General features: G+C 57.0%; 12 protein-coding genes. 1 reads left to right on the top strand and 11 read right to left on the bottom strand.

What is annotated here, in order from left to right; translation table 11 throughout:
• Nucleotides 1-17: 17 nt before the first annotated feature.
• The 7 genes from M2108_RS13795 to msrA form a co-directional block, all read right to left on the bottom strand.
• Complete coding sequence (locus M2108_RS13795; RefSeq protein ID WP_277470156.1) at nucleotides 18-641, bottom strand: M20/M25/M40 family metallo-hydrolase; 624 nt, start codon at nucleotides 639-641, stop codon at nucleotides 18-20.
• Entirely contained in the window at nucleotides 638-1,915 is a 1,278-nt protein-coding gene (gene hutI / locus M2108_RS13790; RefSeq protein WP_277470157.1) for an imidazolonepropionase, read from the bottom strand. The genes M2108_RS13795 and hutI overlap by 4 nt, the downstream gene beginning before the upstream one ends.
• On the bottom strand, nucleotides 1,902-3,590 hold the full coding sequence (hutU, locus tag M2108_RS13785; RefSeq protein ID WP_277470158.1) for a urocanate hydratase: 1,689 nt from the start codon (nucleotides 3,588-3,590) through the stop codon (nucleotides 1,902-1,904). Before hutU ends, hutI begins: the two co-directional genes overlap by 14 nt.
• A gap of 48 nt (nucleotides 3,591-3,638) precedes the next feature.
• Nucleotides 3,639-5,192: a histidine ammonia-lyase gene (hutH, locus tag M2108_RS13780; RefSeq protein WP_277470159.1), complete on the bottom strand. Its 1,554-nt coding sequence runs from the start codon at nucleotides 5,190-5,192 to the stop codon at nucleotides 3,639-3,641.
• A 219-nt stretch (nucleotides 5,193-5,411) separates the two neighbouring features.
• Nucleotides 5,412-7,097: an ATP-binding protein gene (locus tag M2108_RS13775; RefSeq protein ID WP_277470160.1), complete on the bottom strand. Its 1,686-nt coding sequence runs from the start codon at nucleotides 7,095-7,097 to the stop codon at nucleotides 5,412-5,414.
• A gap of 21 nt (nucleotides 7,098-7,118) precedes the next feature.
• Nucleotides 7,119-8,156 carry a cobalamin B12-binding domain-containing protein gene (locus M2108_RS13770; protein WP_277470161.1) on the bottom strand — a complete coding sequence of 346 codons (1,038 nt, stop codon included), beginning with the start codon at nucleotides 8,154-8,156 and terminating at the stop codon, nucleotides 7,119-7,121.
• Nucleotides 8,157-8,415: 259 nt separating this feature from the next.
• Nucleotides 8,416-9,411, bottom strand: a complete 996-nt coding sequence (gene msrA, locus M2108_RS13765) for a peptide-methionine (S)-S-oxide reductase MsrA (protein ID WP_277470162.1) — start codon at nucleotides 9,409-9,411, stop codon at nucleotides 8,416-8,418.
• Between the two features lie 128 nt (nucleotides 9,412-9,539).
• Between msrA and M2108_RS13760 the strand changes: the two genes are divergently transcribed.
• The gene (locus M2108_RS13760) at nucleotides 9,540-10,733 is read left to right on the top strand and encodes a Rossmann-fold NAD(P)-binding domain-containing protein (RefSeq protein WP_277470163.1); all 1,194 of its coding nucleotides are present in this window, start codon (nucleotides 9,540-9,542) and stop codon (nucleotides 10,731-10,733) included.
• On the opposite strand, the gene M2108_RS13755 is transcribed toward M2108_RS13760, so the two are convergent.
• From M2108_RS13755 to M2108_RS13740, 4 genes are all read right to left on the bottom strand, one after another.
• A complete protein-coding gene (locus M2108_RS13755; RefSeq protein WP_277470164.1) occupies nucleotides 10,685-10,861 on the bottom strand; it encodes a hypothetical protein in 177 nt (58 codons plus the stop codon). The genes M2108_RS13760 and M2108_RS13755 overlap by 49 nt on opposite strands.
• Before the next feature lie 69 nt (nucleotides 10,862-10,930).
• Nucleotides 10,931-11,263: a hypothetical protein gene (locus M2108_RS13750; protein ID WP_277470165.1), complete on the bottom strand. Its 333-nt coding sequence runs from the start codon at nucleotides 11,261-11,263 to the stop codon at nucleotides 10,931-10,933.
• Nucleotides 11,250-11,426, bottom strand: a complete 177-nt coding sequence (locus M2108_RS13745; protein ID WP_157889913.1) for a hypothetical protein — start codon at nucleotides 11,424-11,426, stop codon at nucleotides 11,250-11,252. Before M2108_RS13745 ends, M2108_RS13750 begins: the two co-directional genes overlap by 14 nt.
• Nucleotides 11,423-11,689 (bottom strand): hypothetical protein, encoded by a 267-nt coding sequence (locus tag M2108_RS13740; protein ID WP_277547273.1) that lies wholly within the window; start codon nucleotides 11,687-11,689, stop codon nucleotides 11,423-11,425. Before M2108_RS13740 ends, M2108_RS13745 begins: the two co-directional genes overlap by 4 nt.
• Nucleotides 11,690-12,301: the final 612 nt, after the last annotated feature.

Below are 12,301 nucleotides of genomic sequence, written 5' to 3'. Positions count from 1 at the left end.
GACCGGGACCCCCCGGTTCAGCAGCGTTTACCCTGCTCGATATGAACTTCAAGGAACGCTGCCAGCTCCTCCGGACTGCGCCGGGCCCGTTCAAAACGTCCGGGGTTCCCTCCGGCAAGCCGCAGCGCCTCAGTCAGCAGCTGCCCCTGCCCGTTGCGCACACCTGTGAGATCGTCCCGGCTGAGCTTGCCGGAAACTGCACGGCTGCCGAAGGTGGACAGCCCGAAGGGATTCGGCTCTTCAGCGCTGAAGGACACCAGCTCCAGCGGATGCCGGGTAACGGCGTTGTGATCCTCCAGCACCTGCATCACCTCCAGTGCCAGCAGCACACCAAGCGCCCCGTCATATTTGCCTCCGTTAGGCACGGTATCGATATGGGAGCCAAAAGCAATAACAGGAAGCGCATCCTCTGATCCGCTCCGCCGCCCCCAGATATTGGCCGCCTCATCCACCCTGACCTCAAGCTGCAGCCGGAACAGCTGATCCTCCAGCCATTCGCGGGCAGCGAGTTCAGCCGCGGTGAACGTCGTCCGGTCCAGGCCTCCGGTAGCCTCATTCAGCCCGAACTGGGCCAGCGCTTCGATATTCTTTTGCAGCCTGACCGCATTGATCCGCAGTTCTTTCACCTGCATCCCGCTCATGCCGTCACCCTCTTTCCGTCAAGGATAACAATCCTGCCTTTTTTCAGCACTGTATCCGTTAAATTCACCGCGTAGTGATATTGCAGGTACTGATAATTGGGCGCATCGAAAATGACCAGATCGGCCTGCTTGCCGGCCTCAATACTGCCGGTATCCGCAGCACGGTCAATCGCATGAGCCGCATTAAGGGTACAGGCTGTCAGCACCTCAGCCGGGGTCATTCTCATCGTTAAGCAGGCCAGATTCATAATAAAAGGCAGCGATTCCGTCGGTGAGGAGCCCGGATTGCGGTCCGTTGACAAGGCGACCGGCACACCGGCGTCAATCATTGAACGCGCATCGGCCGGCGGAGCCATCAGGAAAAAGGCGGTGCCCGGCAGCAGCACGGCAATTACTCCCTTCAGGGCCATCCGGCGGATGCCTTCGGGTGAAGCATGCAGCAGATGGTCGGCGGTGACAGCACCCAGCTCGGCGGCCAGCTCCGCCCCCCCTCCGGATACAAGCTCGTCAGCGTGGAGCTTCGGTTTCAGCCCCCAGCGTTTGCCCGCCATCAGGATTTCGCGGGACTGCTCCACGGTGAACACCCCTTCCTCGCAGAACACATCGCAGTATTCCGCCAGCCCTGCCCGGGCCACCGCCGGAATCATTTCCTCTATTACTGTCCGGACAAAAGCATCCGTGTTCCCCTTATACTCCGGTGGTACTGCATGCGCGCCCATAAAGGTGGACACCAGCTCTACCGGATGTACCTCATTCAGTCTTCGGGCCACTCTAAGCTGCTTGAGCTCATCGGCCAGCCGCAGCCCGTAGCCGCTTTTTGCCTCAACCGTCGTGACCCCGTGGGCCAGAAACCGGTCCAGCCGCCGCTCCGCTTCGGCCATCAGCTGCTCCTCAGAGGCTTCACGGGTACGCTCTGTTGTAGAGAGGATTCCGCCTCCGGCCTGCAGGATATCCAGATATTTAGCCCCTTGAAGCCGGAGCGTGAGCTCGAATTCCCGTGAGCCGGCGAACACCAGATGGGTATGCGGATCAATGAGGCCCGGAGTCACCGTCTTCCCGGCAGCAGACAGTACCGTGACCGGCTTCCCCCCGGAGTGCTGCTCCACATACCGCCTGGCCTCCCCGCTGCTGCCCACGAAGACAAACCTCTCGTTCTCAATGACTATTCCGCCGTCCTCAATCAGACCGAGCTCTGCCATCTCCCTGCCAATCTTGGGCTTCATGCCTGCCCCGCCCAGCGTGGCAATCTGCGCGGCGCCATCAATGTGGATCATTCCGCTCCTCCTCCGGCTCCAGCATGGGCATGCGGATGCCATGGGCTCTGGCGGTTTCGGCGGCCAGCGGATAGCCGGCATCCGCATGCCGGACCACGCCCATACCCGGATCTGCCGTCAGCACCCGCTCTAGCCGGGTCTCTGCCTCCTTCGTGCCGTCTGCGACAACCACCATCCCGGCATGCTGCGAATAGCCCATCCCCACTCCGCCCCCGTGATGGATCGACACCCAGCCGGCTCCTGCGGCCGTGTTGACCAGCGCATTCAGCAGCGGCCAGTCGGACACGGCATCGCTGCCGTCCAGCATGCGCTCCGTCTCCCGGTTAGGCGAGGCCACGGAGCCGGCGTCCAGATGATCCCGGCCAATGACCACCGGAGCAGACAGCTCCCCGGAAGCAACCATATCGTTGAGGATCTTGCCGAACGCGGCCCGCTCGCCGTAGCCGAGCCAGCAAATCCGGGCAGGCAAGCCCTGGAAGGCGATTTTTTGCCCGGCTAAAGTAATCCAGCGCTGCAGACCCTCATTCCCGGGGAAAGCCCGGATAATCGCAGCATCGGTTTTATTGATGTCCTCCGGATCACCCGACAAGGCTACCCAGCGGAACGGCCCTTTCCCTTCGCAGAACTGCGGACGGATATAGGCGGGAACAAATCCGGGAAAATCAAAAGCCCGGCTGACGCCCTGATCGTATGCCGCCTGCCGGATATTGTTGCCGTAGTCAAAGGTGACAGCCCCTTTGCCCTGCAGCTCAAGCATCGCTTCAACATGCCGGGCAATGCTGCTGCGGGCCAGGGCAATGTACGCCTGCGGGTCGTTGCCCCGCAGCTGCCTTGCGGTTTCGGCAGTGAAGCCGGCCGGCACATAGCCGTTCAGCGGATCATGCGCTGACGTCTGATCGGTCAGCACCTGCGGCACAAAGCCGCCGGCCGCTATTTCCGGCAGCAGCTCCGCCGCATTGCCCAGCAGGCCGATGGAGAGCGGGCGGCCTGCGCTGCGGGCCGCCTCAGCCATGGCCAGCGCTTCTTCCAGTGTCTCTGCCACAGCATCACAGTACCCGGACTGAATCCGCTTCGCGATCCGTGTCCGGTCCACTTCGATGCCGATGAACACACCGCCGTTCATAGTCACGGCGAGCGGCTGGGCGCCGCCCATGCCCCCGAGGCCGCTGCTAAGCGTAATTGTCCCCTTCAGTGTGCCGCCGAAATGCTGTCTGGCGCATTCGGCGAAGGTCTCATAGGTGCCCTGCACGATACCCTGCGTGCCGATATAGATCCAGCTGCCGGCGGTCATCTGCCCGTACATGATCAGGCCTTTGCGGTCCAGCTCGTGAAAGCTCTCCCAGGTTGCCCACGCCGGAACCAGATTGGCATTCGCCAGCAGGACGCGCGGAGCATCCGGATGGGTGCGGAATACCGCCACCGGCTTGCCGGACTGGATCAGCAGGGTTTCGTCGTTCTCCAGTGTCTTCAGCGACCGGACAATCGCGTCGTAGGCCTCCCAGCTGCGGGCTGCTTTGCCGATGCCGCCATAGACAATCAGCTGCTGCGGATGCTCCGCCACGTCGGGGTCGAGATTGTTCATCAGCATCCGCAGTGCTGCTTCCTGCGTCCAGCCTTTGGTATTCAGCGCGCTTCCTCTGGGGGCGCGGCAGATTCTCTCCTCGTTACGGCTCATATGGCTGCTCTCCCTCCGTTCCTTATTCCTTCGGGTGCTCCCCCGGATTTACTCCACACAGGAGTCAAAGGTCACCTTGGCAAACAGCCCGGCCAGCACACCGGGCTGTTTCATCCACTGCACAACCGTAGCAAAATCGCCGGATAGCACACGATCCTCCTTCACCGGAGCCGCCAGCTCACGGCAGCGGTCATACAGCCACTTCGTTCCCCGTCCAAGCTGCTGCGGACCGCGGAAATCAAGGGCCTGAGCCGCGCACAGCAGCTCAATTGCCAGCACGGTATAGGCATTATCAACGATTTGGCTTGCTTTGCGGGCAGCGATGGTGCCCATACTGACATGATCCTCCTGATTGCCCGAGGAGGGTATGGAATCCACACTGGCCGGATGGGCCAGAGCCTTGTTCTCCGACACAAGAGCAGCAGCAGTATACTGGGCGATCATGAAGCCGGACTGCAGTCCCCCGTTCCGGGTCAGGAACGGGGGCAGCCCTTCATTCAGCTGCGGATTAACCAGCCGCTCGATCCTCCGCTCCGCAATGCTGGCCAGCTCCGCCGCACAGACGGCCAGATGGTCCATCGGCAGCGCGACAGGCTGGCCGTGGAAATTCCCGCCGGAAATGACCCGCGCAAGTTCGGTAAAGATGAGCGGATTATCCGTGGCCGAATTCAGCTCGGTCGTCAGCCTCCCCGCAATATAGGCCAGCGCATCCCGGCTCGCTCCGTGCACCTGCGGCGCACAGCGCAGGGAATAGGCATCCTGCACCCGCTTCTCGCCCTGATTGGTCATCAGGGTGCTGCCGGCGGTCAGGTGCCGGATGTTGCCGGCTGACTGCTGCTGCCCTTTATGCGGCCGGACAGCATGGGCCGCCGGATCAAAGGCGTCCCGCACCGCCAGCAGAGCCTCACAGGTCAGCGCTGCCGTGCAGTCCGCCCAGTCGGCCAGGTTCATGGCATCCCAGCAGGCCAGTGCGCCGACCGCCGTCATGACCTGCGTCCCGTTAATCAGGGCCAGCCCCTCCTTGGCCTCCAGTACGATAGGCGCAAGCCCGGCCTGCGCCAGCGCCTCTGCCCCGGGCAGGCGTGTGCCCTGAACATACGCTTCGCCCTCGCCGATCAGAACCAGCGCCATATGCGACAGCGGGGCCAGGTCACCGCTTGCGCCGAGCGAGCCCTTCTCCGGGATTACCGGTGCAACGCCGCGGTTCAGCATGCCGGCCATCAGCGAGATGACCTCCGGGCGGATTCCGGAATAGCCGAGGGCCAAGGCGTTAATCCGCAGCAGCAGGATGGCCCGGACCGTCTCCTCCGGAAGCGGCGCTCCGGTTCCGCAGCTGTGGCTGCGGATCAGATTAAGCTGCAGCTGCTGCGTATCCTCCGGGGAGATGTATGTGTCGCTGAACTTGCCGAAGCCTGTAGTCAGGCCATACACCACTTTTTTCTCCAGAAGCAGCCGCTCCACATACTTGCGGGTCTGCTCCACCCTGCGGCAGCTCTCATCCGCAAGCTCCACAGGATGGTGATAACGTGCAACCCTGACGACTTCCGCAAGGGTCAGCGAATGGCCCTGGACAACTACTGCGGTACTGTTTTTTTCCGGCACGGGCGTCACCTGCTTCTGCGTATTAGAAAAAGCCCATACCTAGCAAGAGGTACCGGCTTCCATCTGATCTAATCCTTGCGGCATGCGTTCTTCGATGCCCCTGGCCATGAAAATGCCTTATTATATCCTATTCTTCCGCTGCACGGATATGATCGCCGCCAGCAAAAAGAGCAGAAGTTCCCGGTAACCGGTACCTTCTGCTCTCTGCAGCCGGAAGCTCTACAGCAGCTTATCCAGCTCCCTGCAGGCTTCTTCATATGCAGTCTCCAGCTTCGGCAGCTGCCGTACAGCGGGCTCGAATTCCTCTGCTCCGGCATGGCGTTCCACCAACGCACACAGATGGGCGAAATACTGCACCCCGATGCTCAGGCTGCCTGACTTCAGGCTGTGGGCCGCTGCCGCCATTTCCGTCAGATCCTGTCTGGACGCAGCATCCTCCAGTGCAGCCAGCCGCTGCTGAGTATCCTTCTTGAAAATCCCGATCAGCATACGCAGCAGCTCAGGCTCGTCTTCATCGTCCATCTCCCGGATGCCGGACAGGGTCTCCTCCTGCAGGACGGGAATATACGGCTTCATGCTGTACCATTTAACCAGCAGCTTGCTCAGCATCTGCAGATTCAGCGGCTTAACCGCCCAATCATCGAGACCTGCCTCAATAAATTGCGCTCGGCTCTCCTCGCCTTCATCCCCGGTCACGCCGATAATCGGAACCCGCGCCCTTGCCCCGGATGCTTCCAGCCGGCGGATGGTGCGGACCGCCTCCTCACCGTTCATGACCGGAAGCCTGCTGTCCATCAGAATAAGCCCGTATTCCTGCCGCTGCCAGGCGTCCACTGCTTCTTTGCCGTTGCGGGCCAGGTGGACATCCGTTACCCCCAGCTTCTGCAGCTGCCGCAGCAGCACTGCACTGTTCAGTCCGTTATCCTCGGCGACCAGCACCGGCAGCACGCTGAAACCGCTCACCGGCAGGGCTGCCCCGCCAGCCGGATTCGGCTCCGGAAGGTTGGACGGCTTATCCAGCGGAAGCTCAAAACGGAAAACCGAGCCGGCTCCGGGCACACTCTCCGCCATAATGGTTCCGTCCATCAGCTCTACCATGGACTTGCAGATGGACAGCCCGAGTCCCGTTCCCTCGGCAGACAGCTCCGGGTCATTGCTTACCTGTGAATACGGCCGGAACAGGGAGCCCTGATCCTCAGGTGATATGCCAACCCCTTCATCCCTTACTTCAAAGCATAACCGCTGGCGTACTGCTTCCTCAGAGACCAGACTCACTGTAACTTCTACTTTTCCGTTCTGCGTAAATTTCACAGCATTGCCCAGCAGATTAATAAGCACCTGCATTATCTTGGGTGAATCTCCTTCCAGCTGATCCGCAACCCCGTTCTGGATGTGATAGGTTAAGGTATTTTCCTGCTTTGCCGCTGCAGGAGAGAGCAGCCGAAACGCATGCTCAACCAGCTTCCGTATGCTGAAGGGGACTCTGCTCCTTTCCATTTTCCCGGCTTCAATTTTGGAGAAATCAAGCAGATTCCGGATCATCTGCAGCAGATACTGTGCCGATTCCCGGATTACCTGCAGATGATTCTGCTGTTCTTCCGTAACGTCCTCAGCCTCCAGCAGCTCGGTTATGCCCAGGATTCCGTTCATCGGTGTACGGATTTCATGGCTGACCGTAGCCAGAAACAGGCTTTTTGCCCTGCTCGCTGCTTCCGCTTCCTCCTTGAGCGCTTTAAGCTCTGCATTATTTTTGGCCAGCAGCCGGTGCATCGTAATGAGTTCATTGTTCATGGCGGAAAACTCGGCCAAAGCCTGCTCTTCTCTATGCTTGCCTGCAATTAACTGTTCTGACACATATTCGATCGTTTTCCTTAGAACACTGATTTCCTGCTCACTGCCGATCATTATAGTACCCCGCCTTCTGTATCAGTTCTTCTGGCTCCAGGTACCGGGAACAAGCTGTGCTGCGATCTCGAGCGCGCTCCCGGCATCAGGGGCGTAGCCGTCTGCGCCGACCTTTTTCCACAAATCCCTGTCTACATTGAAAGGCATTCCTCCGACCATGATCTTTAGGCCGTCAAGCTCCGCATGACCGCGGATCACTTGAATCAGGCGGACGACCTCAGACACATGAAAGGTCATCGTAACCGAAACAGCCAGCAGATCGGCAGGCTGTTCCTTCAAATAACGTATCAGGCTTTCAGCAGGCATGTTGGAGCCCAGGTAGAAGGTATTCCAGCCCTTCATTTCAAAAAAGTCCGTCAGCATCCGCAGGCCGATTTCATGCAGCTCTTCACCTACACCGACTGCAACCAGCCTCTTGCGGCCGCTCTGTGCCTGAATCCAGCGGGGGTACAGCTGGGAGATAATGCTCTGGGTACAGGCTGTGCAGTAATGCTCCTGGGCGACCGTGATTTGACCCAGCTGCCACAGCCGCCCGGTTTCGTACTGGCTCTGCTGGAAGATATGCAGGTAAATATCCTGGACCGGCATGCCTTCATCATACAGCTTCATTATTAATTCCGCAGCCTGGCGCCGTTCTCCATCCAGCAGAAGCCGGAGGTATTGCTCCGCCTCCCGGAAATAGGGCTGATCCGGCTGCAGAAACGAAGGCACTCTCTCTTCCCCGCGCATATGATACATACCCATATCAAGGTAGCTTAGGATCAGCTCTCTATCCGGCGGCTCTACCTTGACTCTGATTGCATCCTTCATCAGTTCCAGATTGAGGCGCAGATCCTCAGCCGTAATCTTATACTGCATGAGCAGTACTTTAAGCCAAATAATATAGTTAATGAACAAAAGCGGGCTTTCCAGCGAAACGCTTTGTGCAAGATAACGAAGATGATATAGGGAATCCTGCCTGGTCCTGGCTATTCCGGAAGGACCAAAGCGCTGCCTTAATTCAGGCTGACGTTCATATTGACGCAAGGTAACTTCTTCTGCAAGCTGCTCGGCTATCATTTTAAGGCGCTCTCCTGCATTTTGCTGATTAGGATACATTGAGTCACTCCTTCAGTATGCGCATTACAAATAATGCTTATCTCCTATTATACCTTATTTGGCAAGTCTACCTGAAAATCCGCAGGTTTTGTCATATTTTAAGCAATGCCTGAGAATCTATTGAACCTTTAAGAGAATGCAAAAAGAAACCCGATCTCTTAGTAGAGATCAGGTTTCCTTGTAAACAGGCGAGGCTGGTATCTGGCATTCAGACGGCGGATCATTCCCGGCCAGCATCCTCTGAAGCAAACAGCCCCAGATAACGCTCCAGCCCGTACGCCGCGAGTTCCTCCCTCGGGACAAAACGCAGCGCAGCTGAATTGACCCGGTAATGCAGCTTCGCAGGCTCCGGGCCGTCATACAGCAGCTGGCCGAGATAGGCTCTGCTTAACCTGCTCCGCAGCACAGTCCGCGCTGCCCCGCGGCTTAAGTCTGCCTCACGGCGGATCAGCCCCGGCTCAAGCGGTGCGGCAAAGGACGGCCAGCCGGTGCCGGAATCGAATTTATCCAGCGAGCTGAACAGCGGATCTCCATTCAGCACATCAATATATATGCCTTCACGGTATTCATCCCAATAGGCATTGTCATACGCCGGCTCTGTACCCTTGTTCCGGATAACCTCATATTGCAGGGCAGTCAGCCGGGCACGCAGCCGTTCCCGGTCTTCGCCCCTCTGCCAGTGCCGCTTCAGAAAATCATCACGGCCCGAGCCTTTGAGATACAGCTTGTAATCCAGCGGATGCGTCTTATAGTAATCCTGATGCTCAGCTTCAGCCGGGTAGAACGGTGCCGCCGGCAGAATCTCCGTTACAACCGGTCCTTTAAACCTTTTTTCTGCCTGAAGTGCAGCCTTGGAGGCCTCTGCCGCTGCCCGCTGCTCCTCACTGTGAACAAAGATGGCAGACTTGTAGGAATGCCCGCGGTCCATAAACTGGCCGCCGCGGTCTGTCGGATCAATCAGCTGCCAATAAATATCCAGCAGACGCCGGTACGGAAACAGCTCCGGAACAAAGGTAATCTGCACTGCCTCAATATGTCCAGTCGTCTCCGTCCCGACCTCGGCATAAGTCGGATTCTCGGTGTGCCCGCCTGTATAGCCCGACATCACCGAGATGATTCCCGGCAGCTCGTCAAATGGCTTGACCATACACCAGAAGCAGCCGCCGGCGAAGGTGGCGAGCTCCAGCCGTTGCCCGGCTTGCTGTAATTCATTCATCCGGTCTGCCCCCCTGTTGTTCAGAATGGTTGTGTTATGAGCCCATTATAGCCCCAAATGATCAGCACCGCGCAATCCCTTGTATAATGAAACAAGAAACTGAAACGGAATGGAAGCAGGGATAACTAATGAATTCAGCGGAACGTACAGACAACAAGATATCCCGCATTAGAAGGGAGCACAGGGCCGGCACCGGACGCAGGCCTGTTATCGCTTTAGCCGGGGCGGAGAGATACACCGATCATAATCTGCTGGCGTTGCTGACGGAGCATTGTGATCTAATTGTGTTGGCAGACAATGGTGACGTGTACCAAGACCAGACAAATCTGTGCCCGCAAGTGCAACAACGCCCCTGCGACCTGTTCTCCTTACCGTCTGCCACTGCCGCGCTGCAAGGTGCAGACTATGCCATCTATCTCGTTCCTCCCGTTATGTCACAGGCCAGGCTGACCCAGGCAAGCTTTGCTGATATGGCTGCCATACAGGCGGATATATTCGCCCGGGCAGCTTGTATAAACGGCATCCGGCATATTGTCTGTCTGAGCGGGCCTGCCTCCCGGAATATCCCGCCCGGGCAATGCTCCCGTCATCTGCACAGCAGCCTGGAGGCGGAACAAATCCTCCGCTCCTGCGGGTTGCCGGTTACGGTACTGCGTACCGGACAGTCGTCCAGCCGGATGGCCGGGCGTTCGGAGAACACCGCCATTCCGGTACCGGCGGAGCTGGCGGGCGCCGGCATGACGCTGCTTGCAGCGGTTGAGGCCGGTCCCCGGAATGACACGCATCCCGGCACCGGCACAGCGGTCCAGCCGCCGTCCCGCAAAAAAACAAAACCGGCCTCAGACGTCCGCTCGGTCCAGCGCGTAGTTCTGCCCGGAAATACGGATGCCGGCTGGGCCGCCCGCTACTATCTGGAATGGCTGGGCAGCATCCTGAAGCCGCTGGTCCGGATTGATCATGACGGCGGGAACAGATACCGTGTCTGTCTGCGGGCCAGCCGCTGCGCAATCCTTGAATTGACTTATCTGCCGGAGCGGAGCAGCGCAGCTAGCAGTATTTACCGGATCTCCGGCGGGGTCCTCACGAAGCAGGATAAGTCCTGTCTAAGCAGGCTTGAATTTCTGCAAATCCCCGGCAGCCGCGAATGCCTCATTGCTATCCATGACTACCTGCCATCCCTGCCGTGGTTTCTCTATAAGCACACACAGGCAAGAGTTCACCTGCTTGTAATGGCTGCGTTCCGCAGGCATTTACTTCGCATGAGTAAACGAATCTATGACGTTTGCGGCGGCAGCCAGCCGTCTGGAATCAGGGACATATAGGCCTGGCCCGTCTCACGCGGCTCTGCATAGATAAATGATATGAATTCGATTTCCTGCGCGAACGTTTCTGCCAGCTTGGCAATCCGTTCGACGGAGCCCGCCGGCCCGATAATTCCTACTCGATACATATTCCGCCGTTCCTCCAGGCGCTGCCATCATTCCTTTCATTTTACACCTTTTTCAGCAGATCTCATAACCTATTTATCCTGCTCGTTAATGTCCCACAGTTCCTTGTGCGTTAGTCCGGCAAACAGAAGCAGGATCAGCGTCAGAATCATCACCAGCTCTCTGATTGTATTGGATAGGCTGTCCACGTTATAACCAAAAACAATGTTCAGCCGCCCCCACAACAGGTTAAGGCACAGCAGCGAAACCATGAAATAAGTTATCCATACACTCCGGAGATACAGGTTATACGTCCGGTTCGGGCCTTTTCCGATAAAAAATTTACGATATCTCAGCACATAAGCGGCAAACACAATAAAAACAGCTAATTCCAGAGTAATAAGAATCAAATCAACGATGGCCATGTAAATCATCTCCTCTCTTGCCCAGGCCGTTACGGTGCAGATCTAACAGGCTTTCAAGATCATTCATTTCATAGGCCTCCCGGATTCTGCCCAGGTTCTCAATTTCCCGCTTTACAGAGCTGGGCTTGACTTCGTTTTTCTTAAAAATATCGAGGAGCTTCACTTGTTAACGACCTCCTCACCATTGGTTTTATCGGCTCTCGCGCGTTCCAGGGCCTCTCTTTCAATTAAAAGCTTGACCAGGGAACGGTTGTATTCATTCAGCTGTTTCTCGTTCTCCTCATCCCGTTTCTGGTAATTCTGAATGACCTTCTCTTTGCCTGCCATCTGCCGGATAGTCCAAATTAAAGCAACTGATAAAAGGACATTTAGCACGACTGAACCGTTATTGTTGGCAAATAGGCCAGTCAATGCATTCAAATCCATCCATATCACCCCGTTTATTGTGGTCTGGTTTTGGTTATCAGGGCTGTTTATAACCGGGTGAACCTGTCCATCCCCGGGCTGCGCACATAACTAAAACGCAGCTGCCGCAGGATCATCTGCTATACTCTATTCTTTCGGTGCTAGATTGGTTTGGGTAATCCAGTATCAATAAAATAAAGCCTCCCGCATGTCCGGGTGGACTGCAGAAGGCTTATCTATTTTGTGTGGAGCAGGCTTCGGCCTCATGCTTATTGCTAACAGTAATCATCCGCGCCTACTCATTTAGTTGGATTTTCGCCACTTAGTTTAACTATTTCCCGTGATTTAGAACGAATAGTTGGATAAACGTAACCTATTTCAGGCTGTTTATTGCTCTAGGGGCAATTTCGTTAATATTAAGTAGCACTTTTACACTTAGTTTCCCGGAAACAGGGTTTCACCGGGGAATTAGATAGCGTTTTTCCACTTAAAATAGTTTCTCGCACTCAGGCTGCGCCTAAAATAAAAAAAACCTTGAGAAGGGGCTGTCCCAAAAGCCATGAAATGGCTACTTGGGACGGCCCTTGGTTTGGAGTAGGATGTACGTATTCACTTGGGTGGACGCTCCGCGAA

Origin of the sequence: Paenibacillus sp. PastM-3, from assembly GCF_029893965.1 — a bacterium.
Classification (GTDB): domain Bacteria; phylum Bacillota; class Bacilli; order Paenibacillales; family Paenibacillaceae; genus Paenibacillus_AQ.
This window is presented reverse-complemented; position numbering and strand designations above follow the sequence as displayed.

Coding starts and splice junctions, on each gene's coding strand:
- M2108_RS13795 (WP_277470156.1), bottom strand. CDS start 641: ATGAGCGGGATGCAGGTGAAAGAACTGCGGATCAATGCGGTCAGGCTG.
- M2108_RS13775 (WP_277470160.1), bottom strand. CDS start 7,097: ATGATCGGCAGTGAGCAGGAAATCAGTGTTCTAAGGAAAACGATCGAA.
- M2108_RS13770 (WP_277470161.1), bottom strand. CDS start 8,156: ATGATAGCCGAGCAGCTTGCAGAAGAAGTTACCTTGCGTCAATATGAA.
- M2108_RS13750 (WP_277470165.1), bottom strand. CDS start 11,263: ATGGCCATCGTTGATTTGATTCTTATTACTCTGGAATTAGCTGTTTTT.
- hutI (WP_277470157.1), bottom strand. CDS start 1,915: ATGATCCACATTGATGGCGCCGCGCAGATTGCCACGCTGGGCGGGGCA.
- M2108_RS13755 (WP_277470164.1), bottom strand. CDS start 10,861: ATGTATCGAGTAGGAATTATCGGGCCGGCGGGCTCCGTCGAACGGATT.
- M2108_RS13740 (WP_277547273.1), bottom strand. CDS start 11,689: ATGGATTTGAATGCATTGACTGGCCTATTTGCCAACAATAACGGTTCA.
- M2108_RS13760 (WP_277470163.1), top strand. CDS start 9,540: ATGAATTCAGCGGAACGTACAGACAACAAGATATCCCGCATTAGAAGG.
- msrA (WP_277470162.1), bottom strand. CDS start 9,411: ATGAATGAATTACAGCAAGCCGGGCAACGGCTGGAGCTCGCCACCTTC.
- hutU (WP_277470158.1), bottom strand. CDS start 3,590: ATGAGCCGTAACGAGGAGAGAATCTGCCGCGCCCCCAGAGGAAGCGCG.